Origin of the sequence: Bremerella cremea (assembly GCF_003335505.1) — a bacterium.
GTDB classification, from domain to species: domain Bacteria; phylum Planctomycetota; class Planctomycetia; order Pirellulales; family Pirellulaceae; genus Bremerella; species Bremerella cremea_A.
This window is the reverse complement of the sequence record NZ_QPEX01000028.1, coordinates 101625-128165: the sequence shown is the minus strand read 5'-3', so window position 1 is coordinate 128165 and position 26541 is coordinate 101625. Positions and strand designations below refer to the sequence as shown.

Genomic DNA, 26541 nt, shown 5'->3' with positions numbered 1-26541 from the left:
CATGATGCGTCGAATTATCTCCTTCTGTGTTCATGAGCCCCTGATCATGATCGTGGTGACAACCGCGCTGGTCTGTTTTGGCTGGTTTGCGGCACAGCACGTGCCGATCGACGCGATTCCGAATATCGGTGAGAACCAGGTGATCGTCTTTACAGCGTGGCCAGGTCGCTCTCCTAAGGACATCGAAGACCAGATCACGTACCCCTTATCTGTGGCCATGCTGGCCGTGCCGGAAGCGGAATCGGTGCGCGGTAAGAGCCTGTTTGGCTATAGCTTCGTCCAGGTTACTTTTCATGACAGCACCGATTTCTATTGGGCTCGTTCCCGGGTGATGGAACAACTGGGGACGGCGTCGGCTATGCTGCCCGAGGGCGTCACGCCCACCCTCGGACCCGACGCGACCGGCCTAGGACAAGTGCTGTATTACACGCTTGATCCTCCGCCAGGGATGAACCTTGCCGAGCTTCGCTCGCTGCAAGACTTCGTCGTCAAGTACGAACTGCAATCGGTTCTTGGTGTCAGCGAGGTGGCCAGCGTGGGGGGCTACGTGCGGCAATATCAGATCGAAATCGATCCAGATCGTCTCCGTTTTCATAACGTCCCGCTCGACCAACTAGTCGATGCGGTACGGAAGTCGAACATCGATGTCGGCGCCAAAACGGTCGAATCTGGCGGAATGGAGTTCATCATACGGGGGCGGGGTTTCATCGGCGACAATCAAGATAGCGCTACCGCGATCGAAGATATCGAAGAAACCGTCGTCCGTTCACGCGATGGAATTCCTTTGCGGATTCGCGACCTGGGACATGTCCAACTGGGACCAGAATTCCGCCGTGGTGCCATCGACTTGAACGGAACGGAAGCGGTCGGCGGGGTGGTCGTGATGCGCTATGGCGAAAATCCCAGGGCCGTGATCGAACGAGTGAAAGAAAAGATCAAACAGGTCGAACCCAGCCTGAACGGCGTGAAGATCAACATTGTTTATGACCGAACCGGCTTAATCAACGAAACCATTGCCACGCTCACCTCGGCACTAACACAAGAGATCATGATCACGGCGCTTGTGATCTTACTGTTCCTGCTGCACGTACGCGCAAGCTTGGTCGTAGCACTTACCTTGCCGGTCGCCGTGCTCATGGCTTTTGTGGCGATGTACATCTTTGGCATCGATGCCAATATCATGTCGCTTGCCGGAATCGCGATCGCGATTGGCACCATGGTCGATATGGGAATCATCGTTTCGGAAACGATCTACGACCAATTAGCCAGTTGGGAGCGCGAAGGACGACCTGGCGGAAGCCCGCGCCGTCGGCAGATCATCGTTGAAGCTGCCAGCGAAGTGGCCCCGGCTGTGGTGACGGCCGTGATGACCACGGTGGTTAGTTTTCTCCCCGTCTTCATGCTCACAGGACGCGACTACAAACTGTTTGCCCCTTTAGCATGGACGAAAACATTCTCTCTGATCGCGGCATTAATTGTCGCCGTGACGCTGGTTCCACTACTAAGTCGCTACTTACTGCGGTCTTCGCAGGCCAACCGCAAACTCCGAATCTTGGCAGCGATGGGCCTGGCAATTACCGGCCTCACGCTCGGCTTTTTCTTCGGTGATATGCTGCAAGCGGCAACCGGGGTTTCCCAGCTTCCCCTCTCCATAATCATGGCGGTTCTGTTCGGCCTACTGGGGTATTGGATGACCAGCGAACGCCTGCGACCGGTCGACGAGAACCCGACCAGCCGTTTGATTCTTTGGATCTACGAACCGCTGCTTCGTTTGTTCTTGGCCCGCAAAGGTACTTTTCTCCTGATCCCCAGCATGGTGATTTTGCTGGGGCTAGGAGCATGGATCGGACTCCCCACCGTGCTGAAACCAGCCGAGCAGGGGGCCAAACTATTAGGCGCCAACCTGAATGAAGTTCCGGGCTATGTTGAGTTGAAACATACCTTTACCGGCCTTGAGTCGGACGATTGGATTGCTTTGGATGAAGGAAGTTGGTTTTACATGCCGTCGCTTTATCCAGCAGCAAGTTTTTCTCAAGCGATGGAAGTTCTGCAAACCCAAGATGCACTGATCAAGGAAATCCCAGAAGTCAAAGATGTGCTGGGCAAGATTGGCCGCGTAGAGTCCGCGCTCGATCCAGCCCCTGCCGCAATGATCGAAACCTACGTGATGCTCAAGCCTGCCGATCAATGGCGAGAGGGGGTGACAACGCAAGATATCTGGGAACAAATCAACGCCGTGGCCACCTTGCCCGGCGTGACGCCAGCCTCGCCCCTACAGCCAATCGAAGGACGCGTGGTGATGCTGCAAAGTGGTATCAAAGCCTCGATGGCTATTCGAATTTTTGGTGACAACCTGGCCGGGCTTGCCGACGCTTCCTTGCAAGTTGCCCAGTACCTGAAGACTCTTCCTCAAGTGAATGCCTCGACGGTCAATCCAGATATTGTGCTCGGTAAACCGTATGTCGAATTCAATGTCAATCGCGATATGGCCGCCCGTTATGGGATGTCGACCGCAATGGTAAATCAAGTGATCGAGACCGCCCTGGGCGGGGCCAATGTCACCCAAACGGTCGAGGGGCGGGAACGCTATCCGGTCCGCGTGCGATACGAACGCCAACTACGTGAACAACTTTACGAAATGGATGACTTGCCAGTGGTAACCCACTCTGGCGAAGTCATCCCGCTGTCGAATCTCGCCACCATGGAAACGACTTGGGGCCCTGGGGCTATCAACAGCGAAGACGCGCGACTTGTCGCCCATGTTTCTTTTCAGCCTTCGGGCACGATGGGCGACTTGGAAACGGCAGAGTCTGTCAAGCAAAGTCTTTTGGCCGCACAAAAGGACCGAAAGCTGCAACTGCCCCCCGGCTACTCGTTTGAGCCCGTCGGTTCGTTCGAAAATCAAATAGAAGCCAATCAGCGTCTTATGTGGGTGATTCCACTGGTTATTTTTATCAACTTGTTCATCATCTATTTACAATTTCGTCACATCCCAATCTCCCTGGCGGTCTTTGCGGGAATTCCTGTCGCTTTTGCCGGAGGCATGCTGTGCCTGGCCGTCAACTCGGTGGAAGTGAACACGGCGGTCTGGGTGGGGTTCATTGCCTTGTTCGGAATCGCCGTCGACGATGGCGTGGTCATGGCAACCTACCTCGACCAGGTTTTCACGCGCAAACGCCTGGAAACCATCACCGATATCCGCAACGCAACCGTCGAAGCAGGCATGAAACGAATTCGCCCCTGCTTGATGACGACCTTTACCACCATCATCGCGCTGATCCCGGTGATCCTTTCGACCGGGCGGGGAAGCGATGTCGCCAAAGCGATGGCTTGGCCGGTGATTGGTGGCATGACGGTCGAGCTATTAACTCTCTTCGTCGTTCCGGTCGTCTTCGCTGGCTTCAAGGAATTGAAAATGAACCTTGGCCTGCACGATAGGCATTGGGCTGGAACCGAATAACATCACGTCACAAAATCATCCCACGACCGAAAACGCAATGCTCCGATAGAGTTCAACTTGGATCGGATCCTTGCGAGCCCGCTTCTGCCTGGTCAGGCGAAGGAAGCTTAGGCGAAGTAAGTAAGGCCACCAAAGCGATCGCCATCCCCAAAATGGCAATCGGGGTTAACTGATATTCCGTCGGCATCCGATCGATGGCAAAGCCGATAAGAGGAGCCAGAAGTGAGACTCCCAACGACTTCGCTTGCGATTCAACACTTAAAACGGTTGCCATGGCATGCTCATCCGCTTCGTCGGCGACTCGGCTGACGAGGATCGGCCGCCAAATGTTTTGCATCACGGCCAACACAATAAAGCTGCCAATCGCCAGAATGCTCCAATGGGTTATCGTCCCCAGCAGCAGCAACGCAAACGTCCCCCCATACGCAGCCCAGAGATAACGCGCGGCTTTCTGCTCGTTCCCTAAGTACAAGGCGATTGGCCCGGAATATCGCGAAGCGAAACTGCCCAGAACGTAGAGAACGGCGTAGACCACGGCAATTAAAATGGCCGTTCGCTGTGTATTTTCCCAGGCAGTAAACAGCGGCATCGCCAACGCAACACTCTGAAGCAAAGGTTGCAGGTAATCCTTGCTCGCCCCATACATCCCTTCGTAGGCCATCGACTCGCTGATCGGACGGCGAAGATTCTTCGAGGTAAAACAACTTAATGTTGCTTGCCACAGAGAGAGCATCGCCTCCATCCGCTGCGGCTTTTTGTCGCCTGCAAAGTCGAGTGAACTCGGGTAGCTCAGAAAATTGAAGATGTTCAACGCGGCCGGAACAGCGCTGATCCAAAATATGACGGTATAGTTTTCCAACCAAAAGACGAGCGCCGCCGCAATGATCACCGAAATTGCCGATCCCATTTGCGACCAACTGCGGGTGATTCCATAGATTTGCGTTTTTTCCTTCTCTCGCCCTTGGCTTTTGAGCCAAGCAAAGATAATTGCCTTGTGAGTTCCCGTACGAAATGCCTCGCCAATGGAAAAGGCAAACATGGCCACAAACAAAGCGTAAAGAGACGTGGTAAACCCAAACGTCAGAAACGCCGCCACATAGGCCACATGCGAGAAAATCATCGCCCAGCGTCGACCGACCGTGTCGGCCACGGCACCTGTGGGAATTTCAAGCAGGGCCACGCTGATCTCGCGGAATCCTATCAGTATGCCAATTGTGGCAAACGATAGCCCCTTGTCCAAAAACGCCAAGATCCAAAACGGTGCGAAATAGCGTTGGTTCTTCAGAAATCCGTATAAGCAAAATCGATAAATCAAATTCGTTCTCGACGTTCTATGAGCAATGGCCCCAACCTACGCCACCTTTCCTCCAATGGCCAACTAGGGCTACCAACCTGGTTTCGGTATCCTAGATCCTTCATCTTATTCAACATCCCCGTTTAAGCGATGGGAGACGGTAACCTCCGCACGGCCAGCACGAACTTTGGGCAATCTGCGGCAGCGAGGTTGTCTTCTTTCTGCGATGATATTGCTTTTTCCCAATCGTGTCATGCGTCGCCTGGAAGAGTTGATGTCTCGTCAGTTGGATCAGATGATGTTGTTTCAATGCTTGACTACTTTCAAGAGCTTGAAGATCCACATTGCCATATTAATCGTCAGCACTTGCTCGGCGACCTCCTTGTCATTTGCGTGCTGGCGGTGATCGCTGGGGCGGATGGGGCGCGGTAGATTACGGTCTGGGCCAATTCGCATGCCGACTGGTTGAAGAAGCGACTGGCGTTACCTGCAGGCGTTCCTTCGCGCGACACGATTGGTCGCCTGCTCGCGCTGCTCAGGCCAAACGCGTTTCAAAAATGCTTCGATCTATGGCTGTTGGCCATGCGTGAAAAAGCGACGACGAAGGATAACGGGCGCGAAGTCATTTCGATCGATCAGCGTGGCCATTCGGCTGAGCGAAGAAGAAGGGCATCAGACGATGCGACGTATGATATTGTAAAACAGCCCATTCAATCTGCTTTTAGTCGATGCCGTTTGCTTCCAGCCACTTTCTGGATTTCGGCACGTTGACGGTTGCCTTGCTGGTGGCTGTTGTAAACTCGAACGTAACAAGCGATGATCATTTTGCTGGCTCTCGCTCTAAGCCAGAACTAGCATAGGAACTTTTGGTTTTCCGCCCATTTGCGTAAAGTCTTTTTGGCATGCCTGTCTGGGACACGACTACATTGAAAACCATGGAGTTGCCGCAACTGATTTCAAGTGATCCTATTTGTCACATGATGGGACAACTGGAAACACGTTGACTGAACCGACTAAAACCATGGCAAAACAACAGCAAGACCTTGAATGGAAAGCACGGTGGGAACAACGAGGCGATGCGGTTCGCAGGGTGTTGGGTGACACCGAACCGCTCGGATCGGTGTATCCGTTCTCATGGGAGCAATACACCCTTCCCGGTGCATGTGCCTTGACCTTCAAGCCAACGGCAGCACGCAACGACTATTTGACGATGACGCTTGGTTTGACCCAGCCGCTTCGAGAGTCTGACCAAGCATATCCTTGGGAGTTTGCAGTTCGTGCGAACGAACACGCTGAATGGCCCGCTGACCTTCTCTACCAGCTTCTCACGCAATGGTTGTGCGAGAACGGTGATATGGGATTTGGTTATCGCCTGCCGCTGGTTTTCTTCAATGACCGGGGAGGGAAGATGTGGGCTGGCGTGACGGACGATGTTTCGGGATTGAAGTTGATCGGTTCACTTCGGGCGATGTACCTCTGGACTGATGAAACGAAACTTCGTTTGCGATTGCCTTCGAGTGAGTTCGGCTTGCTCACAGTCGTTGCTGTAACAGAAGATGAAGACCGGCTGGCCCAGCAAACCACCCCAGCCCATCTTCTCTTGCTGCTGCAACGGCTGGGAGTGAAGCAGGTCTGCAATCCCCATCGCCAATCGGTCTTGGCAATGCCGAACGCTTCCAGCCAATGGGAAACGATCCACGGCATGTCTCACGATGATGCCTTCGACGAACTTCAAGGCAACGCCTAATCGGATGACGACGCCTTCGGCTTTGTCATCACGATTTTGGCTGGCTGGGCAGGCTTGTAAGGGACAAAGCGGGGCGGCTTCGCTGGTTGATATGGTCGGAAGACCGGCACACCGGAGATTGCCGCTTTCGGCTTTGGCGGCTTCGTGGGATAGAGCTTCCGCCGCTGATGGTTCGTCATCGAAGTCGTGTTCAGGCGAGGCATCCCAACCCATCTGGACTTGTCTGGTGCGAGGAAACCTTCTCGCCAGTGAACGTATTCCGTGAACGAAGTGAACCGCATGGGAGTATTTATCCTCATGAGTCCAATAAAGAAAAGAACCGACGTAGCCGCTCATGGTCGTCGATGGGTGGAACTGAAATGGAGGGGTTTTGCAGGGAGCTTTTGGTTTCTTTATTTTGCAACACAAACGGATCAGGCCAGCCCCATTGGGAACTGTATACAAGACTACTACAACGGCTTCCAAGTTGGCTTATGGCTTAAAGAACAGTAAACACCGCTAATAACGCCATTCGCCCGTCCAGTACGTCGCGACTAGCGAGTCAATCCAGTCCCGAATGACAGGGGTGTCGGCGCAATAACCGAATGACCGTCTAACTTGTGCCAAAGGACGTAAAACCAAAGAAAAAACGAGTTGCGATTTCTCACAACTCGGCTCTAGTGGAGGCGGCGGGGGTCCAACTTGGCCGTCTTAACTGTTGCTATTCAAGGACTTACGGAAACGCCTCTCTGCTAACCTGACACGCTAACTGACACCCAGTTCGGTGACTGACACACGGGCATCGAACCCGTGATCTGGGACAGCCTCCCAGTGGAGGCGAGTTCCCTCTAACCCGCATCGTACCAGCGCTCGCTCGCTGTGTCTCGTGTCGCTACAAACCAACACGTCATTCCACCGGATTGAATTCTGCTTTGGGGTCTCTCTTCATCGCTGGTTCCAGCAGGATGTCGCCATCCTCAAGCCTCTTGAGGATGCCCATGACAAAGATTGAATCGCCCTCGTTGCAGTTCTCGGCCATTTTCTTTAGATCGCCGAAGTTGCAGCAAATCGAGTGGCCCAAGTAGACCTTGCTGTTCTCTGGGTCAGTGATGTCATGCTTTGTGACAGTGCCTTTAACTACGATCTTTTCTCCAAGATACGGCTCACCTTTTTCGAGAAGTTTATCCTCATTGAAATGAGCGGCAGCGTCTCCATACTCAAGCGCTGCTCCCGATCCACAACCCGCTACTTGGACCACGAAAAACGAAAGCATCACAAGTATTACAGCAGATCGCATAATTTTTTCCATTGAGAGTCATCAAAACGTGAAGCCCGTCGTTCTACTCTCAAGGCGGATAAAACACAGAAAGTTCACGCACTAATCGCAGCAAATCCAACGTTAGGACAAAAAAGCAAACGGATGAATTGGCCACTGTTGGGGCAATCCACACGAATTTAGGTTGCCGTGGAGAATTAAAACCGTGATGTGGGATAGCGACAAGGCGAAGGTATTCACCTCGACCTGCAATCGCCTATTCTGTCTCGCCCCGCACGTTAAGGCATTGGGCGCATCATTTAGGTGGTTTGGGGTTCTTCCAACTTTTCCCAAGCCAGACTCCGAGCAGAGCCGAAATCACCCCGATGAAGAAGCCAAGAAGGCCGTAGTATGCTGCATCCATGCTGCGTATCATACCTGCTTCAATGCTCTCGGTCACGTCACCCCAGAAAGAAACTGATTGGCCAATCACTGCTGCTCAGATTAGGCACCTGCTACTCGTCCCAGTTTTCAACCTCGAACTGGGAGATCGCAGATGTCCAAGAACAACGCCCTCACGGTCATTAGCCGCTTCTGGATTCTCGCCTTTCTTTGCAGTTTGCCCTTCAGTTTGCCAGCGATCCTTGCTGGAGTCCTCTCTCTGCCTTTCGTGGCCGTCATCGCACTCTTGGTTGCTCTCCTCTACAACGGCATTCAATGGCTCGGCCATCGACTCCTCTTCGGCGGGACTCCCGAGTACGAGGACTTCAAGGCTCAAGGCAAAGACGCATGGTTCGATCATTCGGCTCCTTGGCCGTTCCGCCCAGACGATGAGTGTTCCCCGTCGTCAGAAGTCGAGCCACGAGCGAGATGGCGGTGCGAAGTCTGCCACGCTGAAGTTTTTGATCTCGACCAGCCTTGCTGGAACTGCGGTGTCGAGTGGTTGTGCCCGATCTGCCACGCTCCCGTGGCCGACGAGTTTTCCGCCTGCGACCACTGTGGGAACAACCCGCTCGGAAAGTAGGCACCTGCTAATTGGGGAGCGTTTTTTGTTCTCCCCCTTCCACCGAGAGGAGTTTCTCACATGAAAATGCCTGTAACCGACTGCGAAGTTCTCAGCCTCGATACGGGAGTGATCGACTGTCCGACGACCGGCGAGAAAGTGCCGGTGTTGTTCATGACAGTTCGGATCACCGGCCAAGGGATCGTCAATCTGGCGATCCGAAACCCACGGCGACTGAAGCACGATGTGCCGCTTGTCATTCGGCGGTCCACCGTTCTGAACGGTGGGAAGTTTGTGCCCGAGCATCCAGAAGGAGAAAGTGAATGAGCGACGACATACCGATGATCTCTCTTGTTCGGAAAGGAACCAAGAAGTATCCGAGGTACGTCTTGATGAAGGCGGACACACTCAGGAACCCAAACTATTGGACTGGTCTCGGATGGAGCGTGAATGAAACCGCTGCCCTCCTGTTCGATGACTTGAATGACGCAGCTTGGGTCTACAACGACTTGATGACTGATGCCTTGAGCGACCGTCCTTGCCATCGCTTCATCGCACCGCTCTACATCGAGATGTACGGCGACCGCCCAGACTTGGCCGATCTCCGGTCTTGGTTGGAGAAGGCCGTCAGGGTCGTAGTGGACGCTCCGAGACATGGATCGGGTCCACAAGATTCTGTTGGCATCATGATTCTGGACACGGAGGACACAAAGCCCGTCTGAGCGTTCAGCCATTCCAACTTTTGTATCGATGGCGGTAACTACAACGAGAGAACATCGTCATGCAGGACCACGGACAATTCATCGACAACCTTCGCACTTTCGCTCATCGAACTGACATCGAGCGAGTCGAGGAGGCCGTCCAATCCTTACGACCGTTTGGTGACGAAGCGGTCCTTGGTTTGGCAGACGCTCTCGAAGATGACGACGACTACGTTCGGGTCATGGCCCTCGAAATCTTGTACGAGTGGGAAGGCGACACCTCGGCGGTCCTGAACTCAGTCATCAGATCGTTGGACGACGCTGACCGGATCGTCCGAATCTGTGCAGCTTCGGTGGTCTCCCAGCACGTTGAGAAAGCAGAAGATGCTCTGCCGGTCCTTCTGAGATGGCTGGACGGAGACGGCGAACACAGCCGCCTCACTGCTGCCGCCTTGATACTGCGGATCGATCCCAGCAAGGACAGTGAGATGTTGAAGATCATGGCCGAGGGCACCAAGAGTGAGGACTCGGCGATACGTTGCCTCACAGCTTGGTTACTCTCTGGCCTGAAGAACGAGTCTTCCGAAGCAGGTCCGCTGTTGCAGCAGATGCTCACGGACCCAGATGAACTTGTGCGACAGGTCGTAAACGAAGAACTTCAGCATCACAGCTAAATCATTCCAAAAGTTGTACTGGCTGCCGCTGTCGGTTCGATCCCGATTTTGAGCCTCAAAGTGGAATCTCTTCAACTGACAGAGATTTTTGACGTATTCCAGAGATTCTGGGACAATCCACACTACATAAAGGTGCGGGGAACGGACGCCAAGAAAGCACCGAAGACATCGATCAACACAACTGGACGCCTCGGCCCGGTGCTTTTCCGTTCCCCAACTGAAAACCCGCTGAGGCGTTCTTTATTTGTTGAACGATACGATGTTGACCACGAAGGACAGAAAGCATGAAGAGCGTCGATGCCGACTCCCTGCTCCCATGAGCAGGAAGGAGTTTGCACAGGAGACTTTTGCTGCATTCGAGCCGTACATCAACATCTTCGATCCCGGCCAGAAAGCCACATGGGGCGATGGGACAGTCTACCACACAATCACCAAGGAAGACTGGAAGAACTACCATCTCTGGAAAGGCGGTCTGAACATTCCCGGCTTCTCTGCTCAGCGTGATGTCGCTCTTAATATCTTTAGGCCGTGGCACGTCGAGCAGCACATCTTTAAGAACTGGCCCTCGTATTACACCGGGGGTAAGAATGGGCAGGCGATGTTCTACCAAGACACCGACGCTCACCATCCGTGGCAAATCGACCAAGAAAGAGCCAGAGAGTTATTGGAAGCCGACTTTCCCTTTGGGTACTTCTGTCGTTCCCGTCGTGGCGAGAACAGCTACCTCAAAGCACGCTACAACTCTGTGGTTGCTTTCAACCGCACGGCAGATCGAATGCAAGACGTGATCCGTCGTTGGTTCTTGCACAATGAAATACTGTGCGATTTCGAGACCAAAGGAACCATCACGACCGACGACAAGTCCGGCTCGCTGGCGAAGCTTCCGTTTCACTCCAGCTACGAGGAGCGTCTTCTACTACTCAGACGATGGCAGCCTTTCGAGGAAGAGATGTTGAAATCCTACGATGACTGGTGCTACTACCGGCTTGAGGAGTTCAGGGCGAAGGAGACCGTCAACGTCGCTCGGATCAATCGTATTCTCGAAAACATCGAGAAGAGAATCGACGAGAGCAAGGTCCACAAGTTTGCAGCCTACAAGGAAGAGATCAGGGCACGTCACGAGGCTGAGCAGCACGATGAAGCAAGGACACCTCGTAGAACGTCTGTGGCAGTGAGCATTCTGGAGAAGAAGTCACCTCAGCCAGCTTTGTCCTCGCTTCGCTCGGAAAAGGATGGCTCGCTGGGGCGAGCCATCAATTGTGGCTCGGGGCCTGACGGCGTGGTTCCTTCAGTTGGCAAGACAGGTCTCAGCGACATCAGGAGCATCACCGACGCTCATCAAAGGCGGCTCAAGTTCTCTTGGTGGATTTCATGTCGTCTGAGACGAGTCGCCACGGTCGAGGAAGCCCTTGCCGCCTACAAGGAGCATGGGTGCTTCAGTGGCCAGTGGGAGGATGGTCTTGAAAGAAGGACCAACAACTTCCGGTCTTGCCTTGAATATGTGGCAAACATTTTTGATCCGGCCAAGTGCGGAAGCGGCAAGCCGCAACGTCCTGAACTCGACGAGCAGATTCGAGAGTGCTTCGGAATCGCACGGTTCCATCTGATCCAGTCAGGGTCCGCAACTGTCAAAATCAACGTGCGTGTCTGGTACGACGAGTACGGCCAAAGACACGAAAGCACGGGAAGGAACCGAGTCATTGATCGGCGACACGCCCACTTTCTTCACGGCATCATCCGGCATTCCGTTGCGGTCCACGAAGATGGTGCCATTCCCTTGAAGACCATGCAGTGTTGGTGGGAAAAGTTGGCCAACGAGGGGAAGCTGCCAGAATGGGAATACGACTACTACCTTGCCTGCCGCACGTTCCTTGAGAACTTGGGCTGGATCAACGTGAGCGGCACATGGAGCAGGCGAAACCACAAAGCCCAGACGTGCCAGATCACCTACACGAAGCCATCCGTCGTCGGAACGACCTACCGCTATCCCGAACAAGAAGAACAATTTGTTTCATACAGTGCTATTACTTTGATTACGCAGAGCGTAGCCGAAGATTGGCCAGCGAGCCATGTTTTCGGCCAGAGACCACTACCGAGAGGCCAACCGCCGCCATCAAGACTCCTTCCCAGCCGGATTCCCCCGAAAATCTCATGGAACTGACCACGAGAAGCAGAGAAGGTATGGACCAATCCAAAAGTATCTGTTGGCGAACCCCGCTCGTTCGTTCAATCAGGCCGTGGTGTTCTCGGTAGGAGTCCCAAACGTGATGAGAAACTCAGGCCGGGCAGAGCCTTGAGCATGTCCTCACGAATACAACTTTTGTAACGCCGAGAGTCTCGGACCCTGCCGCCAACAGATTTCGAGGCGGCGGTGATTTTTCAATCTCGCTTTTCCCTAATTGATTCACAGCCCAATGGGAAAAACGAAACGAGCGGGGACCAACAAAAAAGAAACAGGGCTAAGTCATCTGCAACCCCGGCCTGCCCATCAACGGTGTGAAGAAATGGAAGAGAATTGTTTCGTTTTTTGTTCTGCAACACGACTTGGCTTGTCGTAGATGGAGAAAAGGCCAGCCTCGGGTCGGAGACAAAACCACGAGGCTGGCCGCACGGAGACTGCCTTGTCAATCTGCCTTGAAGCCGTAGTAGAACCGGGGAGACGCCTGAAAGTACAAGCTGCCCTTCGCTCCGTCGCTCTTTCGTGCGACGACCACCAGCGGGGCCATGAACCCCAGCACGCTGAAGTCTTCCTGCAACTGCTGTGTGTCCCACACCTGTCCGTGATTCGATTCGAGGTGTTCCCGGCTTCCCGGTTCGGCGTTGATGTCTTGGACCATCTGTCGGCGGATCGATTCGGTTTCGTCTGTCATTCGATTCTCCCGTGGCTGAAGTGAAGTGTCGTTACGCTCGATTAGCAGGTGCCTAATAATTTTCAGGGAGCAAGACGCATGTGCTTGATCTGTCGGCCTCGGTGATTACCCAGACCTTCTGGCCCGTCGCTTCGAGGACATACGAGGAGAGAATGCGTGACCGATTCTCAACGGCTTCGTCGTTCAGTTGCCGGTCCTCATCGCACAAATCACCCCAGTCTCCTGACTGATGACGACTCAACAGCGGAATCGCTGACTCGTTTGCTTCTTCAAGTGCAGCCAGTGCGTCTGGCGTGGCGACGACCTGACCAAGAGGAAACAACTGTTTGCGTTCTGCGACCATGTGATCTCCGATAGTTCGAGTTGGATTGGCTGACGGTGAAGTAGCAGGTGCCTAGCTCTGTCACACTCAGACGATGATGGCTCGGCACTGCCGTTTCTCGGCACGTCGGCGGTGATGCTCGATCACTTGTTCTCGCCACTCGGCGTTGCCGCCGTAGCGGTCGAAGGGAACGAGTTCGAGGTATCCGAGTGGACAACTGAAGTAGTACGGTCCCATCGACTCTTCGATGTCCTTGTAGCCCCACTCGCCACGGTCGCATCGGAGCAGATCACATTGAATCCATCGCTCAGACGGCTGCGCTTCCTCGCCGTTCTTCGTGAAGGTGCGTTCCCAGACGCTCCAGAGAACTCCAGAAAAGACGCCGCCTCGGTAGCAATGTTTGAGACAGGTGCTTTTCACCTGAATCTCGCCGTTGTCTCGCTCCCAGCCTTCGACTCGTTGAGCGATCAACTGCTTGCGATTCACGCCGTTGGGGTAGGTCCAGCCCATGTTTGGTCTCCTGCTGCTTGAGTGAAATTGCCTTGATGCCCAAGTAGCAGGTGCCTACTCGTCTTCGTCGAAGTCGTCCCAGCAGAACTCGGCGGGATCGACGCCTTCGGTTGGCAGACCGTCGCCGTGGTAGCGGCACGGGAAAGGCACATCGCATCCTTCGCAGCCGTGGATGGCGAGGTGGTCAAGATCGAGGACTTGGCCAGACGGCCCGTAGTGGCAAGTTTCGGGGTCGTAGTCGCCGAGATCGGCGTCATCGACCACGATGTTGTGTCCCCACTTCTCGCTGTCAGCGAGTTCGTCGATGGCGTCACTGGCCGAGTCCGCTTCGACGATTAGGAACAGAGGCGTGTAAGAGCCGCCGATTTCGAGCAGCCATGTCTTGCCGAACCAGTCGCCGGGATTGACGACGGGAACCTTGGTCAATTCATGGCCAATAAGCGTGCAGGTTGCAGTGATCGTTTTCGGCATCGCCAGTCTCCAGTACAAAAGTTGGATTGGTCTTTGACTGGAGACGTAGCAGGTGCCTCCTGTCGGCGATCAAAGTGGGAATTGCCTCTTTGGTCACAGCGGGATTACTTCGTACTCGGCGTCCTCTCCACGCTGAAGCTTGTCGATGGCGGTGAAAGCGGCCATCTCACGGTCGAAGTTCATCCGACACAAACTGCTCAGCTTGCTGACGAAGGCGATGGCGACCGGATGATTGATGAGATCGTCGCCACAGACATCGGCACGATGAAGAGCCAGCAGGTGGCGATGGAAGCAACCAACCACCGCTACGAGGTTGCACGCATCTTGCACGGCATTGGCGTCGGCAGCGGCTTTCTGAACTGTTTCGTCCTGTCCGTTGGCGATTGCGGTCTTGGTCATGTGCGTTCTCCGAGAGAAAGGGTTGTGATTGTTCCCTCGGATAGCAGGTGCCTTGCTCAGAACTGCATCCGCTCCGAAGCGTCCGCCAACTCCTGTTCGGTTCGAGCGACGTACCGCTTCGTTGTGTTCAAGTTCTCGTGCCCGAGGATTTGAGCGAGCGAGACCAGATCGCCGGGATTGTCTTCGAGGAACTTGTGCGCCATCGTGTGACGTAGTAGGTGCGGATGAATCTTGAACCCGCAGACCACGCTGTACTTGTCACAGAGACATCGCACTCCCTTGTCGCTGAGGGGTCCACGCTCGCCGACGAATACGGCATCGCCTTCAACTGGCGGTCGAGTTTCCAAGTAGGCGACCAGTGCCTTGCGTGCGGCCAGCGGAACCGGGACCGAGCGTTGCTTGTTTCCCTTGCCCGAGCGGAAGACTGCCGTGCCAGATCGCTCGGACAACAAGAGATCACCGAGTGTCAGGCTCACCAGATCACCGACCCGGCAGCCGGTGTAGATGATGGACGAGAACACGGCATTCGCTCGCACGTCGTTCCGAAGTTCAACTTCTCGAAACAATCGCCGGACCTGCGCTCGGTCGAGTCCCTTGGGTGCAAGCTCCTGCTTTCTCAGTTCTTTGACGCCCTTCGCTGGATTCACTTGCAGGTGCCCATCTTCGCACAGCCAACGACAGAATCGGCGGACACTGACGAGGGCACGGTTCACCGTGGCGACAGCTTGCTCTTGGTCACGACGCAGCGAGTCTCGGAAGTCGGTGATGTCTCTGGTGGTGACTCGGGCGAACGTCAGTGGCTCCTGATTGGCGTCCACGAACCACCGTGCAAATTTCCGCAGGTCGTTGACGATGGCTCGTTGGGAGTTGGCCGACAGGTCGGAGGAGTCGAGGTACTCGCCGAACAGACGGGCCTCGTCCTTGCCGACCGGGATGTTGTCGAAAACATTATCACCTGAATTGTGGCGACCTTCTGTACGAGAATCAGACACTTTGTTGACACCTTTCAGACACGATTGGGGAAGATAATCTCCATTATCGGAGGACGTTATCACTTGGATTCTTGGCGTTTCAGATGCAGGAAGATCGCCCGGACCACCTCCCCAGATTCCAATTTTTGGATTCCGTCAGGGAAGCATTCGGCGACGGCGGCTTCCACCTGCTGGGCGGTCGCCGACAACCCGAGGCACGACAGCGACTCGATCAGATCGGTGTACTCGCTGGTCGGTTTTGTTTTGGCCTTCGGCTTCGCTGGTCGCTTCGGCTGCCCGGTTAGCGGGTGCCTCGAAGCGTAGAAGATCACGACTTTGCCGTTGATTCCGACGTTCCGTCTCTTCACCTCGATGCACTCGGCCTGCGCCTCTTCATCGAAGTACGGGCGGTTGGTTGAGTCGTCGTATTTCGGCTTCGGAAACACGCCGTCACTCAACAACTGGTAGAAGCGTGCCCGGCTTAGCCCGACGATGCGAGCCATCTCCGAGACGGACACGGCGGCTTTCTGAACTTCATTCATTCAACAATTCTCCATGATGTGGACGATGACTTGCTGACACCCAAGTAGCAGGTGCCTAACCGAAATGAGACAGCAATCAAACGGAAACCAAACACCATCTCACTGAGATTCAGACAGGTGGCGATGGCCTGCTTCGGTGAGGCAGCGCCGCCCTTGCTCGTCCTTGCCAATCAGTCCGGCACGGATCAGGAAACTCTCAGTGACTTCGCTCACGGTGCGTGACGGCAGACCGATCCGACTGGCGATCACATTGAGGCGAGTCGGACCCTCGGCCACGATGCCGAGGTATTGTTGCTCGGTCGGACCCAACCCAAGTTCGTCGAGTTGTTCAAGCTCACATGCACGAAGCAGGTGCCTCGTCGTGATCGTGGACTCGCCTTCGCTACGGCAACAACGAAAACAACTCTGGAGCAAGCGAAGCCCGAGCCGAGGCGTGCCACGAGATCGTTGAGCGATCTGCGGCAGAATCTCCTCATGGATGTCCCAGCCGAGTGACCGGACACGGTTCAGGAGCAACGTCGTGAGTTCTTCGTTGCTGTAGTACCCAAGCCTCAGCAACATGCACCGATCCGACAACGGCCTCGGGACGAGGTACTCCTCGGTCGTGCTGAGCAACAGTGTGAAGTTGGCCAGCGGCAAGCTCTGCGGAGATCGGTTCTTGCCCGAAAGCACAACCTTCATCTGGTCGATGGCAAGTAGCAACGTGACGAAGATGTCCTTCTTTGGAGCAGAATGGATTTCATCGATGTAAACGACATCCTTGTCCTTCGCCGCCAGCAACAGAGCGAACAGGTCACTGGCATTCGACAACGTGCTGCCGAGGCACTCGTGAACGTCGCTTGCCATCTCTGCGGCGATGATGTGACAGAGTTGAGTCTTGCCGACGCCGGGTGGACCCACCATGAGAGCATTCGGGAACTTCTGTCCGTCCATGTGGCTTGCATCGAGGGCCACACGAACTTGTTCGATGACGGCGGACTGGCCAATCATCCTGTTTAGACTGGTTGGCTTCACGTCGTTGACGTTGTGGTTCGACACGAGTTGATCTCCCATTACAAATGTTGGATTGGTGATGCCGCACTAGCAGGTGCCTAGATCAGCAAACAGATTCGGCTTGCTCGTATCCAAGGGCATCGAAGGCATCACGGAGATCGTCTTCATCCGGCCAGCCGCCTTGGTCGTCCATGTTCTCAAGTGCGCTGCATCGATGGTTGCTCAACCAGTCGTAGACATGTTCGGTCCAGTCATCCGGCAGGTCTTCGTATTCATCCTTGATCCGCCACGCCGCCAGCGGGATGTTCTCGAACGTCGCTTCGAGTTCACGGTTGCTGTAGTCCTCTTCATCGAGGATCGGGTACTGGTCCATCGCCTCAGCAAGCTCGTGGTACTTCCGAAAGGCTTCGGTGATTTCGCTGTCTCGGAGGACACGGATGCTGAACCCGTCGATATGGCCCACGGCCCAGTGATTGTGCGACTCCATCACCACGTCTGGATCGTCACCATCGGTGAAAGGTTCGAGCGTCTTCTCAATAACGCTCGCATTGCTCTGGTCGAGCAAGCCGCTGTCCCGGTGATGGGTGTAGATGATCGCCCAGTTTTCAGCGTCGGGAATGTCGTCCCGATACCAAACAAAGCAGTTGAAGTCCTTCCAGTTGCCTGCCGCTTCCTGCGCCGCTTCTTCGATGGTCAGTTCGCCAAGTCGGTTGCTCATGTTCGTTCTCCGTCAGAGGTTGATTGGTTGTCTGGCGGATTAGCAGGTGCCTGTTTGCGAATGGCACTGGCCTCTCCGGTCAATGAGACCAAGAAAAGGCCGAGCAGGACCGCAGGTGACAGCAAGGGATGCTGGGGTCTCCGAGTGTTGTGCAGGAAGACCCCAGATCGTCATTGTTCACCGGCTGATTCCTGCTCGGCTGGCCGAATTAGCAGGTGCCTATTCATCGCCGAGCAGTTCCCGCACCTTGTCGGTCACGTCGGCCTCGAAAGCGTCAGCGGCGAGATCGGTGAAAGGGAACTCGGCGTTGCGAGCGTATTGGTTGGCGGCGAACGTGCCGTCAAAGAATCCGGCGCAGGCGTTGGCCGAATACTTGAGCGTGTGGATGCACAGATCGTTGCCGATGACGTACTCGTGCTGATCGCACTTCTCAGAGATCAGCCGAGTCAGGCATTCGTCTCTGTCGTCTTCTGCGTCGTCGAGATCGGCGACGACGTTCTCGGCCACGTCGGTAACTGCCGCCCAATAGTCGTCGTGTTCCTGCGTGGCTTGCTGCTGCTCGCACATGTTCGCTCCAGTACAACTTTTGGAATGAAGAGGCCGAGAGAGCCGCCCGTTGATGACCCACACGAGGCGTCGAGGCTTTGCAGATGCAGTGGTGTTCGCCGGTCGCTGGCCAGTCCGACTCGACGATCCTGCTACTCGCTTGGCGTCTAAGCCTGAGCGTCGGTCAGATCACTGTCCGAGCGGCTCTGCTCGGTTGTCCTCAAGGACACGGCACTAGCAGGTGCCTACTTGCGACTCAGAGGGAGCAGGCTGATCTTCCGGCGAGCGAACAAACGACAAAAGGTAGTCGGCGGCACGGCTGGCCTGAGAACTGGCTCGAAAGATCGCCCTGTTGTCGTTCTCCAAAGAACGAAGCCAGTGCTGGACGTAGGCGGCGGATTTGTCGAGACGTTCTGAGTGCGGGATACACAGTTCGGTGGCGATGTAGCAGGCCGCAATTTCCGCTCGAAGCTCGCCCATCGCATACCCTTCGCCCTTGCGGTCCCAATTCAGGCGATGGGGCGGCTCGGTCCAGTGGGCCAACTCGTGGAAGGCGGTTTCGGCAAAGTCGGCGGCGGAATCGAACGACTCCTTCGGCGGCAACGTGATGTAGTCGCCGGACGGAATGTACGCCGCTTGCGATCCGTTCCTGATGTCTGCACCCGTGGCTTCGATCAGTTCGTCGGCCTGCTCGAACTGCTCGAACGTGCTGGCCTGTTCGTTGACCGTGGTTCGCAGATGATCGAACGGACCTTCAACTTGATCGAGATTGAAGACCGTGTAGGTGCGGAGAATCCAATACTTGTCTTCGGACTCGGTGCCGTCACTGTCAGTCTTCGTCTTCGTGACCGGCTTGGTGAAGACAATGGTAGTTCCCCACGCACCCGGCTTCACTTCGGCGGGACGCTTCTTTACCTTTCCGCCGAGTTCTTTCCACTGCCTGAAGGTGCCCCAAAGTGAAGACGTGAAATCGAATCTCTGACTCGAAATCTCCAAGAGGAGTGGATTGACTCCCGAGTAGCTGCGTTGGCTCACGACGTTGCGGTGAGGACCGTTCAGCGATTTCCAAGGTTTCTTCCACGGCGGCAAATTGCCAGAACGAAGGGCGGCGATGATCTGGTCAGTGATCTGTTGGCGAATGTCGGTTTGACTTGGCATGGTCGTCGTCTCCTGAGTGAGAGTGTGTTGGTGACGACGACGTAGCAGGTGCCTGAGTCTCCTTCAGAAAAATGGTCAATACAACTTGTGGATCAGCGGCAGCGCACACAGGCACCTGCAATGGCATAATGAAGCGTCAAAGTAAAAGACAAGCTCGGAGAATAAGAATGGCCGACCAAAGACGAAATGCGGGGAACATCGGTGATTTAGTCAAGCACTCACTACTCCCCGTATTAGCGGCGGGTTTTGATGCGGTACAGTCAGGTGAATGGGTGTACTGCGAGACGCACGCTGGCTATTACGATTATCCTCTTGAGCTTCTCAAGCAGGGTCAACAATGGAAGGGCGAGCGTGCGTGGAGTATCGGGGTTGTAGAGCGAACGAACTCCATGCGACGACTAGGGGAATATGGGAGGCTGGTTGCAACCGGGATAAGTCAACAACTCTATACCCCGGCTCGCTGAAGATAGTCGATGAAGCGATACTCTCTACAAAGCTGACGCAGATACTCGGATGGGACATTGGTGGTGCGCAGGTTGCCAGCTACCTGAATAAATCGGGGCGGATCACTGTCGAGGATGGTGACGGGTACTCTTCTGCTAACGCAGTGACACACTCGCCCAAGTTGATTTTTTGCGACCCATTTTGGTCAGAGAAAGCCGAAGTGACGAACGTGCAGGGCTTACTTGAGCAAGAGCCACATGTGATCGTTTGGTATCCAATTTCCGAAAACACAGAAGGCTTCCGAAAATGGTTGAGTGTGGAAACTCATTCATTCATCGAAGTCCACTTCCGGCATTGGAAAGCAAACCGACTCGGCTGGGCAGGTCAGGATAGCCGAGGAGCAGGGCTGATGATGAAAGGGTTAAACGACGAGTCATTCACGCAAGCCGTTACGCTTGCACGCACTCTCAAAAACATCTTCGAGGGCCAGACGCACTCTGGGAAACCACGAAAGGGAAAGAATGGGAAAACCATTGTACCGCAGGATCGAACACTCAGCTTGCGAGTCACAGCGTCGTGGTAAATCGTTTAGTCAAGCAAATGTTCAGAACCGAACGCAGTCAGTGATCCAGTGAAAGAGGGACTTCCGTAATCCTCGGCACGAATCCGTCTCGAAATACAACCTTCACGTCTCCATTCGATTCTTGAATTGTAGTCAGACAGGTGGAAAGTTCATCCTGCTCGTTCTCGACAAAAAGAAACCGGAGCGGCTCGACCGCCCGTTCCGCAAGGCTTTGATTCAGTTCCCTCACGAGTCGCCTCAGTCGTGGGAACGCTTGGATGTTGTCCAGTTGTCGTCCCGATGCAGCGACTCTGAAAGTCAGCACAACTGGGACGACGATGAGATTTGAGGGCAACGAGAACTCATGAAGAAAGGTTTGGCGGACGGTTGAGACGAGCGACGAATAAACGAAGGCTTCGAGAATCGCCTTTAGGATGGACTCGTTCGATTCTGGCTTCTTGGCTTCGATGAGCAAAACTTCGCCCGTGGCCTCTGCGAGTAAATCGATGTCGCCATGAGGCGCACCCTGTGTGCCTTTCAATGGCACCTCGTAATCGATCACCTTTCCAAGCTGGGATACATTTGACCGATTGTAGAGCGCACGGCAGAAACGCTTCTCTGTGAACTGAGCAATGTCAGTCTGAAGTTTCGCCTGTCCTCGGTGGTCTTCTAGCCGGAAGTTGGATTGCCTGAGATTCGATTCCACAAGGCTGATCTGTGAATACCAAGCCAACATTAAAGACGACATCACTTCCGTATAACCGACCCGTGCCGTTCGCCCCCACTGGTAGATCGTGTACCAGTTCTTCGATAGTGATGCAAACTCACACGCCATCAACATCGTCCGCAACGGTTCGGGATCGGCCAAGCGGTGATCGCCGCCAATCTCGATGATCGACTCGGAAGGAAGACCACTGTTCGTGACGAGTTCCTCAGAGTCGGCGAACATCACTACGTCATCTGCTCGGCTGTGCAAGATGACCGATTTTGGATTGATGGTTGTAGCCGTGCCCCACTTTCTCCACGCCGGACACAAGAGGACCAATGGGGTATTTCCCACATTGATGTTCATGGCCACGGCACCACCACGGGAAGAGCCAACAACCACATCGGGTCCGTGCTGGTCGAACTCAGTCTGAGCGATCCTGACGGCCTCATCGAAGTCGTCATCGGGCAGAGCGGGGTTGAGAACGTCGTGCCCGGCGTCCTTCAGAAACGTTGGCTTGCGACCGCCCGGTACGCTAGTCCAGCCGTGGAGGAAGAGGATTTTCAACATGTCACTAGTAAAGCCATCGGGACCATTCACGGCGAGTCTCATTCACAAGGGTAGGATCGTCGCAGATGGTAAATAGAAGTCGGAATGTGTCACCCAGATCATTTGCAACTTGTTGACTTTGCCTTGCTGACTCAAGCAGGACTTGGAAAGCGGCATTAAAATCTCCGTTGGATGCGAGATACCGTGCATGAGCAGTTCGTGCTTCAATATCCACTGGATTGCTTTCGGATCGTCGCTGAGCATCATCCTCGGAGAGTGCAACACCTGTCATCAGTTCTTGTTGGCTGGCCTGTCTGGTGGCCTCCTCTGAAGTTCGCCGGTTTAATGCGTCCGCACATCTCTCTCGCCTCTGAATTACTGGAATCCATTCGTCTGCGGGAATGTTTGGGTAAAAACGCATTTGCACTCCCGAAATGTCATTGCACGCCGCAATGTACTCAGTTACTTCGTCCCATTCCTGAAGTGGGTAGTGGCGACTTGGTGTCACTCCACCGTGATCGGAGGCTGATCTGTCGGGCAGAAAGAGAATCCTCTGTTCGCCATCAGCTTTCGGAGTTGGATCAACAAGGTTTCCGTCATCGTCTTCCCAAACAGCGTGAAACTCTGCTTCCAAAAGAGCGCCCTCCCACTCCCAGATCGTCCATCCGAGTAGTGGGCGACCGCCTTGATTGGTGACCAACAGATCAACGTTGTCAAAGCACTCGTCTGGAACTGCTCCATCGACTTGAACAAAATCAACAAACAGAGCCGTGGAACCCGCAACGAGCGACTGGCAGAAAGCCCGAATGTCATCCGATACAATTCGAGGCGTTGTCATTGACATGTGTGTCGTCTCCCTCGCATTCTCACCGCTACGACTTTCTGCGGAATCGCTCAACTAGCTGATCCATTTCCCGTTCGTTCATTTCGGCAACGACCCGAAACACGTCTGGGCGTTCACAAATTCGCTGCCGTAACGCAGGCGGCACACGGTCGGACAAAAGCAGCAACTCGTCCTCGTCCGCCTCAAGCTCTGAGGCCAGCTTGTGGATGAACTTCTCGGACGGGTAGTCGCCGAAGTGCAGCTTCTCGTTCTCGACCTTGCTGATGTACGAGACGCTCACCCCCAGCCGGTCAGCCAACGCCTTTTGAGTCAGCTTCCGGGCTTCTCGAAGCTCACGAACTCGCTCGCCAAACTGCATCCCAAGTCCTCACCTGATTGCCTGTGAAGTGGGTTTATCGTATGCTGCCTGTACTTTTTGGTCAACAACACAGGGGACGATCGGCCGGATGACCACGCCTTACCACGCAAAATACTTTGCTCACGAGTTGACCCGGCAGGCACAGCCGGGTGGCGTGGATCGTTTGTCGATGGCACTCTTCGACGCCTGTGTCGATCTGAACCCTCACCAGATCGAGGCGGCGATGTTCGCCTTGCGAAGCCCACTCTCGAAGGGCGTCGTTCTGGCGGACGAGGTTGGATTGGGCAAGACAATCGAAGCAGGTCTGGTCCTCTGCCAACACTGGGCCGAGCGAAAGCGGAAGCTGCTGGTCATCTGCCCGGCCAGCCTGCGAAAGCAATGGGCGCTGGAACTTCAAGAGAAGTTCAACATGTCCACGGTGATCCTCGACTCGAAGACGTACAAGCAGGCTGTCCGAGAAGGCAACGGCACTCCGTTCGCAAGTAACAAAGTTGTCATCACGTCGTTCCACTTCGCCAGCCGGTTCCGGGGGGACATTCGTGCCGTTCCTTTTGATCTCGTTGTCATCGACGAAGCACACAAACTTCGCAACGCCTATCGGCCCAGCAACAAGATGGGGCAGAACATCAAGTGGGCCATCGAGGACCGGAAGAAGTGCCTGCTCACGGCCACGCCCCTCCAGAACTCGCTACTCGAACTCTACGGCCTGTCTACGATCCTCGACGATCTGATCTTTGGCGACGTGAACTCGTTTCGGACCCAGTACACGAATGCCGGGGCCGATCTGAACGCTCTTCGTGGCCGACTGCAATCCTTTTGCAAGCGAACTCTCAGGCGGCAGGTCGTCGAATACATCCAGTACACTGAGCGAATCCCCTTCACCGTTCGCTTTCGCCCCACCGACGAAGAACAGAAGCTCTACGAAGCGGTCTCAGACTTCTTGAACCGGGAAGAGACCTACTCGGTTCCCCATCGTCAGCGTCACTTGACGGCGCTGATCCTGCGAAAGCTGCTGGCCTCGTCGTCGCACGCCATTGCCAGCACGCTGGAGACCATGAAGTCCCGTCTGGAGGATATGCGTGACACTCCCAAGTCGGAGGACGACGACGAGGAGTTCATGGAAGAACTGATCGAGGCCGAGGAACTCGAAGATGACTACCTCGACGAGATTCTCGAAGGGACCACAGACCGAGAAGAGGAAGATGACGACCAGATCGACCTTCCCAAGCTGAACGAAGAGATCACCGAACTCACTCGATACTCCCAATGGGCACGCAGCATTGGCATCGACACCAAGAGTCGGTCACTCAAGCAGGCTCTTGAACTTGGCTTCGCCGAGATGGACAAGATGGGTGCCAACCGCAAGGCCCTCATCTTCACCGAGTCTCGACGGACGCAGGACTACCTGAAGAACTTCCTCGAATCGAATGGCTACGGTGGTCAGATCGTCCTGTTCAACGGGACCAACGCTGATCCTGATTCCCGTCAGATCATCACCAAGTGGATCGAGGACAATGCCGACTCGGGGCGGGTCACTGGCTCCCGGCCCGTCGATAGCCGCACCGCTCTGATCGAACATTTTCAGAATGAAGCCACGGTGATGATCGCCACCGAAGCAGCGGCGGAAGGCGTCAACATGCAATTCTGCTCGCTGGTCATCAACTACGACCTGCCTTGGAACCCCCAGCGAATCGAACAGCGAATCGGTCGTTGTCACCGCTACGGTCAGAAGCATGATGTCGTAGTCATCAACTTCCTGAATGAGAGAAACGAGGCCGACCGGCGAGTCCATGAACTGCTGGCCGAGAAGTTCAACCTGTTCAATGGAGTCTTCGGTGCCTCGGACGAAGTGCTGGGCCAGATCGAGTCGGGAGTTGATTTCGAGAAACGCATCCTCGCCATCTACGAGAAGTGCCGGACCACCGACGAGATCGATGCCGCCTTCAAGCAGCTTCAGGAAGAGATGGACGAGACCATCCAATCTAAGATGGATGAGACCCGGCAGATGCTCATGGAGCATTTCGATGAGGATGTCCACGCTCGACTGAAGATGCGTCTTGATGACGCTCGTGCCAACCTCGACCGGATCGGTCGCCAGTTCTGGACCCTGACCAAAGTTGTGCTGGATGGTCATGCCTCCTTCTGCGATGACACGCTCACGTTCGAGCTTCGTGAGGCACCTCTGAGTACATGTCGGCCCGGAACGTACCACTTGATCTCCAAGACACGGCAGAATGTCCCCGGCGACTTCTTGTACCGCCTGTCGCACCCTCTGGGGGAATGGAGCATCGATCAGGGCAAGCAGGCCGAGACCCCGGTTGCGAAGGTCACGTTTGATGTGACCAACTATCCTATGAGGGTTTCCGTCGTCGAAGCCCTGAAAGGGAAGTCCGGCTGGCTCACGCTCCAGTACCTCACCATCGATTCCTTCGACCGGGAGGAATACTTGCTCTTCTCGGCGATGGACGAGACCGGCAAGTCACTGGACCAAGAGACCTGCCAGAAGCTCTTCCATTGTGCGGCCCAAGTTGCAGACTCCAGCGACCTGCCCCCGGAACTGACTGATCGTCTGAAGAAAGAAGCAGGCCGACACGCCGAGGCGACGATCACGCACTCACTCGAAGGTAACAATGCCCTGTTCAACGAAGAGCGTGAGCGGCTGGAGAAGTGGGCTGAGGACATGGTAGTAGCCGTCGAGAAGGACTTGGCCGACACCAAGGCTCAGATCAAAGCGGTGCGGCGACAGTCACGCTTGGCCACCACGCTCGACGAGCAGAACGATCTTCAACAGAAGCTTCGTGATCTGGAGAAGAAGCAACGAAAACAGCGTCAGCAAATCTTCGAGGTGGAAGACGAGATCGCTGAGAAGCGTGACGATCTGATCGACGGCCTCCAACAGCGAATGACCCAGAAGACCCACAGCACTCACCTCTTCACGATCCAATGGGAGGTGGCCTGATATGGAGTTTATGGTCTCGACTTTGGCTCAGGGAGGTTTTGCCAATACCGACCCTTCGTTGTACTCACTGCTTCTGAACGAGTACGTCTACATCGGAATCACCGGAACGAGCAATAACACGGGGCGAAACGCTCCTTTTGTACGACTCGGAACTCACCTTCGGAAATCTGGCAGCACCAAATCTGTCATCTGGGATGACATACTTCCGAACAAGGTGGTTTCGCCAGACTTGCTCTCAGTGCGAATAGTAAACGCCTTTGTGCCTAGCCCATTGACGGCGAGTCGAATCGAAAAGGCCATCGTTTGGAGCCTTCAAGCATCACTTGAAGATCACATTTTGAGAAACAGGCGTGAATCGGGACCGCCAACGGCCCTGACATCCGACGAGCAGCAGTACGCAGATACATTCATTAGCAGAGTTCTAAGCGAACGAACCGAATGGATCGGATCGAAGTTTGGGACTGAGCAAGAACCCACAGTGCAGCGGCACGACGGAGACGAATAAA

At 54.9% G+C, this 26541-nt stretch carries 26 protein-coding genes and 1 pseudogene; 10 read left to right on the top strand and 17 right to left on the bottom strand.

Annotated features, from left to right (window positions below; genetic code table 11):
* Position 1 precedes the first annotated feature (1 nt).
* On the top strand, positions 2–3460 hold the full coding sequence (locus DTL42_RS14270) for an efflux RND transporter permease subunit (RefSeq protein ID WP_114369405.1): 3459 nt from the start codon (positions 2–4) through the stop codon (positions 3458–3460).
* A gap of 52 nt (positions 3461–3512) precedes the next feature.
* Here DTL42_RS14270 and DTL42_RS14265 read toward each other — a convergent pair whose 3' ends face one another.
* On the bottom strand, positions 3513–4775 hold the full coding sequence (locus DTL42_RS14265) for an MFS transporter (protein WP_158545380.1): 1263 nt from the start codon (positions 4773–4775) through the stop codon (positions 3513–3515).
* A 253-nt stretch (positions 4776–5028) separates the two neighbouring features.
* Between DTL42_RS14265 and DTL42_RS14260 the strand changes: the two are divergent.
* Together DTL42_RS14260 and DTL42_RS14255 are read left to right on the top strand one after the other, a co-directional pair.
* A pseudogene (locus DTL42_RS14260) lies at positions 5029–5390 on the top strand (transposase family protein); the annotation flags it as partial.
* A 364-nt stretch (positions 5391–5754) separates the two neighbouring features.
* Positions 5755–6501 (top strand): hypothetical protein, encoded by a 747-nt coding sequence (locus DTL42_RS14255; protein WP_147274286.1) that lies wholly within the window; start codon positions 5755–5757, stop codon positions 6499–6501.
* On the opposite strand, the gene DTL42_RS14250 is transcribed toward DTL42_RS14255, so the two are convergent.
* Both DTL42_RS14250 and DTL42_RS14240 read right to left on the bottom strand, forming a co-directional pair.
* On the bottom strand, positions 6498–6782 hold the full coding sequence (locus DTL42_RS14250) for a hypothetical protein (RefSeq protein WP_114369402.1): 285 nt from the start codon (positions 6780–6782) through the stop codon (positions 6498–6500). The two genes, DTL42_RS14255 and DTL42_RS14250, sit on opposite strands and share 4 nt — an antisense overlap.
* 605 nt (positions 6783–7387) lie before the next feature.
* Positions 7388–7777 carry a hypothetical protein gene (locus DTL42_RS14240; RefSeq protein ID WP_114369400.1) on the bottom strand — a complete coding sequence of 130 codons (390 nt, stop codon included), beginning with the start codon at positions 7775–7777 and terminating at the stop codon, positions 7388–7390.
* Positions 7778–8291: 514 nt separating this feature from the next.
* On the opposite strand from DTL42_RS14240, the gene DTL42_RS14235 reads away from it, so the two are divergent.
* From DTL42_RS14235 to DTL42_RS14215, 5 genes are all read left to right on the top strand, one after another.
* Entirely contained in the window at positions 8292–8759 is a 468-nt protein-coding gene (locus DTL42_RS14235; protein ID WP_114369399.1) for a hypothetical protein, read from the top strand.
* A 60-nt stretch (positions 8760–8819) separates the two neighbouring features.
* Positions 8820–9065, top strand: a complete 246-nt coding sequence (locus DTL42_RS14230; RefSeq protein WP_114369398.1) for a hypothetical protein — start codon at positions 8820–8822, stop codon at positions 9063–9065.
* Positions 9062–9460, top strand: a complete 399-nt coding sequence (locus DTL42_RS14225; RefSeq protein ID WP_114369397.1) for a hypothetical protein — start codon at positions 9062–9064, stop codon at positions 9458–9460. The genes DTL42_RS14230 and DTL42_RS14225 overlap by 4 nt, the downstream gene beginning before the upstream one ends.
* A 59-nt stretch (positions 9461–9519) precedes the next feature.
* Positions 9520–10113, top strand: coding sequence for a HEAT repeat domain-containing protein (locus tag DTL42_RS14220; RefSeq protein WP_114369396.1), 594 nt, complete (start codon positions 9520–9522; stop codon positions 10111–10113).
* A 259-nt stretch (positions 10114–10372) separates the two neighbouring features.
* Entirely contained in the window at positions 10373–12274 is a 1902-nt protein-coding gene (locus DTL42_RS14215) for a hypothetical protein (RefSeq protein WP_147274285.1), read from the top strand.
* 463 nt (positions 12275–12737) lie between these two features.
* On the opposite strand, the gene DTL42_RS14210 is transcribed toward DTL42_RS14215, so the two are convergent.
* The 14 genes from DTL42_RS14210 to DTL42_RS14140 all read right to left on the bottom strand — a co-directional run bounded on the left by DTL42_RS14210 (position 12738) and on the right by DTL42_RS14140 (position 23076).
* Positions 12738–12983, bottom strand: coding sequence for a hypothetical protein (locus DTL42_RS14210; protein ID WP_114369394.1), 246 nt, complete (start codon positions 12981–12983; stop codon positions 12738–12740).
* Between the two features lie 52 nt (positions 12984–13035).
* A complete protein-coding gene (locus DTL42_RS14205; protein ID WP_114369393.1) occupies positions 13036–13326 on the bottom strand; it encodes a hypothetical protein in 291 nt (96 codons plus the stop codon).
* A 66-nt stretch (positions 13327–13392) separates the two neighbouring features.
* Positions 13393–13815, bottom strand: a complete 423-nt coding sequence (locus DTL42_RS14200) for a hypothetical protein (RefSeq protein ID WP_114369392.1) — start codon at positions 13813–13815, stop codon at positions 13393–13395.
* Between the two features lie 54 nt (positions 13816–13869).
* Positions 13870–14286 (bottom strand): hypothetical protein, encoded by a 417-nt coding sequence (locus DTL42_RS14195; protein ID WP_114369391.1) that lies wholly within the window; start codon positions 14284–14286, stop codon positions 13870–13872.
* A 93-nt stretch (positions 14287–14379) separates the two neighbouring features.
* Positions 14380–14685 (bottom strand): hypothetical protein, encoded by a 306-nt coding sequence (locus DTL42_RS14190; RefSeq protein ID WP_114369390.1) that lies wholly within the window; start codon positions 14683–14685, stop codon positions 14380–14382.
* Between the two features lie 56 nt (positions 14686–14741).
* Complete coding sequence (locus DTL42_RS14185) at positions 14742–15677, bottom strand: tyrosine-type recombinase/integrase (RefSeq protein WP_114369389.1); 936 nt, start codon at positions 15675–15677, stop codon at positions 14742–14744.
* Positions 15678–15736: 59 nt separating this feature from the next.
* Positions 15737–16198, bottom strand: a complete 462-nt coding sequence (locus tag DTL42_RS14180) for a helix-turn-helix transcriptional regulator (protein ID WP_114369388.1) — start codon at positions 16196–16198, stop codon at positions 15737–15739.
* A 99-nt stretch (positions 16199–16297) separates the two neighbouring features.
* Entirely contained in the window at positions 16298–17236 is a 939-nt protein-coding gene (locus DTL42_RS14175) for a Holliday junction DNA helicase RuvB C-terminal domain-containing protein (protein WP_199590143.1), read from the bottom strand.
* A gap of 58 nt (positions 17237–17294) precedes the next feature.
* Entirely contained in the window at positions 17295–17909 is a 615-nt protein-coding gene (locus tag DTL42_RS14170) for a hypothetical protein (protein ID WP_114369386.1), read from the bottom strand.
* Between the two features lie 219 nt (positions 17910–18128).
* Positions 18129–18476, bottom strand: coding sequence for a hypothetical protein (locus DTL42_RS14165; protein ID WP_114369385.1), 348 nt, complete (start codon positions 18474–18476; stop codon positions 18129–18131).
* Between the two features lie 213 nt (positions 18477–18689).
* On the bottom strand, positions 18690–19613 hold the full coding sequence (locus DTL42_RS14160) for an ArdC family protein (RefSeq protein ID WP_114369384.1): 924 nt from the start codon (positions 19611–19613) through the stop codon (positions 18690–18692).
* A gap of 1064 nt (positions 19614–20677) precedes the next feature.
* Positions 20678–21925 (bottom strand): alpha/beta fold hydrolase, encoded by a 1248-nt coding sequence (locus DTL42_RS26570; RefSeq protein WP_199590142.1) that lies wholly within the window; start codon positions 21923–21925, stop codon positions 20678–20680.
* The gene (locus DTL42_RS14145) at positions 21900–22718 is read right to left on the bottom strand and encodes a tetratricopeptide repeat protein (RefSeq protein WP_114369382.1); all 819 of its coding nucleotides are present in this window, start codon (positions 22716–22718) and stop codon (positions 21900–21902) included. The genes DTL42_RS26570 and DTL42_RS14145 overlap by 26 nt, the downstream gene beginning before the upstream one ends.
* A gap of 28 nt (positions 22719–22746) precedes the next feature.
* A complete protein-coding gene (locus tag DTL42_RS14140; protein WP_114369381.1) occupies positions 22747–23076 on the bottom strand; it encodes a helix-turn-helix domain-containing protein in 330 nt (109 codons plus the stop codon).
* Positions 23077–23164: 88 nt separating this feature from the next.
* On the opposite strand from DTL42_RS14140, the gene DTL42_RS14135 reads away from it, so the two are divergent.
* Together DTL42_RS14135 and DTL42_RS14130 are read left to right on the top strand one after the other, a co-directional pair.
* The gene (locus DTL42_RS14135) at positions 23165–26035 is read left to right on the top strand and encodes an SNF2-related protein (RefSeq protein ID WP_114369380.1); all 2871 of its coding nucleotides are present in this window, start codon (positions 23165–23167) and stop codon (positions 26033–26035) included.
* Position 26036: 1 nt separating this feature from the next.
* Positions 26037–26540 (top strand): hypothetical protein, encoded by a 504-nt coding sequence (locus DTL42_RS14130; protein WP_114369379.1) that lies wholly within the window; start codon positions 26037–26039, stop codon positions 26538–26540.
* Position 26541 lies beyond the last annotated feature (1 nt).

What these genes read in the sequence shown, in the direction of transcription:
- DTL42_RS14270 (WP_114369405.1), top strand. Translation starts at nt 2, where the DNA reads ATGATGCGTCGAATTATCTCCTTCTGTGTTCATGAGCCCCTGATCATG.
- DTL42_RS14250 (WP_114369402.1), bottom strand. Translation starts at nt 6,782, where the DNA reads ATGCGGTTCACTTCGTTCACGGAATACGTTCACTGGCGAGAAGGTTTC.
- DTL42_RS14240 (WP_114369400.1), bottom strand. Translation starts at nt 7,777, where the DNA reads ATGCGATCTGCTGTAATACTTGTGATGCTTTCGTTTTTCGTGGTCCAA.
- DTL42_RS14235 (WP_114369399.1), top strand. Translation starts at nt 8,292, where the DNA reads ATGTCCAAGAACAACGCCCTCACGGTCATTAGCCGCTTCTGGATTCTC.
- DTL42_RS14230 (WP_114369398.1), top strand. Translation starts at nt 8,820, where the DNA reads ATGAAAATGCCTGTAACCGACTGCGAAGTTCTCAGCCTCGATACGGGA.
- DTL42_RS14225 (WP_114369397.1), top strand. Translation starts at nt 9,062, where the DNA reads ATGAGCGACGACATACCGATGATCTCTCTTGTTCGGAAAGGAACCAAG.
- DTL42_RS14220 (WP_114369396.1), top strand. Translation starts at nt 9,520, where the DNA reads ATGCAGGACCACGGACAATTCATCGACAACCTTCGCACTTTCGCTCAT.
- DTL42_RS14215 (WP_147274285.1), top strand. Translation starts at nt 10,373, where the DNA reads ATGTTGACCACGAAGGACAGAAAGCATGAAGAGCGTCGATGCCGACTC.
- DTL42_RS14210 (WP_114369394.1), bottom strand. Translation starts at nt 12,983, where the DNA reads ATGACAGACGAAACCGAATCGATCCGCCGACAGATGGTCCAAGACATC.
- DTL42_RS14205 (WP_114369393.1), bottom strand. Translation starts at nt 13,326, where the DNA reads ATGGTCGCAGAACGCAAACAGTTGTTTCCTCTTGGTCAGGTCGTCGCC.
- DTL42_RS14200 (WP_114369392.1), bottom strand. Translation starts at nt 13,815, where the DNA reads ATGGGCTGGACCTACCCCAACGGCGTGAATCGCAAGCAGTTGATCGCT.
- DTL42_RS14195 (WP_114369391.1), bottom strand. Translation starts at nt 14,286, where the DNA reads ATGCCGAAAACGATCACTGCAACCTGCACGCTTATTGGCCATGAATTG.
- DTL42_RS14190 (WP_114369390.1), bottom strand. Translation starts at nt 14,685, where the DNA reads ATGACCAAGACCGCAATCGCCAACGGACAGGACGAAACAGTTCAGAAA.
- DTL42_RS14180 (WP_114369388.1), bottom strand. Translation starts at nt 16,198, where the DNA reads ATGAATGAAGTTCAGAAAGCCGCCGTGTCCGTCTCGGAGATGGCTCGC.
- DTL42_RS14170 (WP_114369386.1), bottom strand. Translation starts at nt 17,909, where the DNA reads ATGAGCAACCGACTTGGCGAACTGACCATCGAAGAAGCGGCGCAGGAA.
- DTL42_RS14165 (WP_114369385.1), bottom strand. Translation starts at nt 18,476, where the DNA reads ATGTGCGAGCAGCAGCAAGCCACGCAGGAACACGACGACTATTGGGCG.
- DTL42_RS14160 (WP_114369384.1), bottom strand. Translation starts at nt 19,613, where the DNA reads ATGCCAAGTCAAACCGACATTCGCCAACAGATCACTGACCAGATCATC.
- DTL42_RS14145 (WP_114369382.1), bottom strand. Translation starts at nt 22,718, where the DNA reads ATGTCAATGACAACGCCTCGAATTGTATCGGATGACATTCGGGCTTTC.
- DTL42_RS14140 (WP_114369381.1), bottom strand. Translation starts at nt 23,076, where the DNA reads ATGCAGTTTGGCGAGCGAGTTCGTGAGCTTCGAGAAGCCCGGAAGCTG.
- DTL42_RS14135 (WP_114369380.1), top strand. Translation starts at nt 23,165, where the DNA reads ATGACCACGCCTTACCACGCAAAATACTTTGCTCACGAGTTGACCCGG.
- DTL42_RS14130 (WP_114369379.1), top strand. Translation starts at nt 26,037, where the DNA reads ATGGAGTTTATGGTCTCGACTTTGGCTCAGGGAGGTTTTGCCAATACC.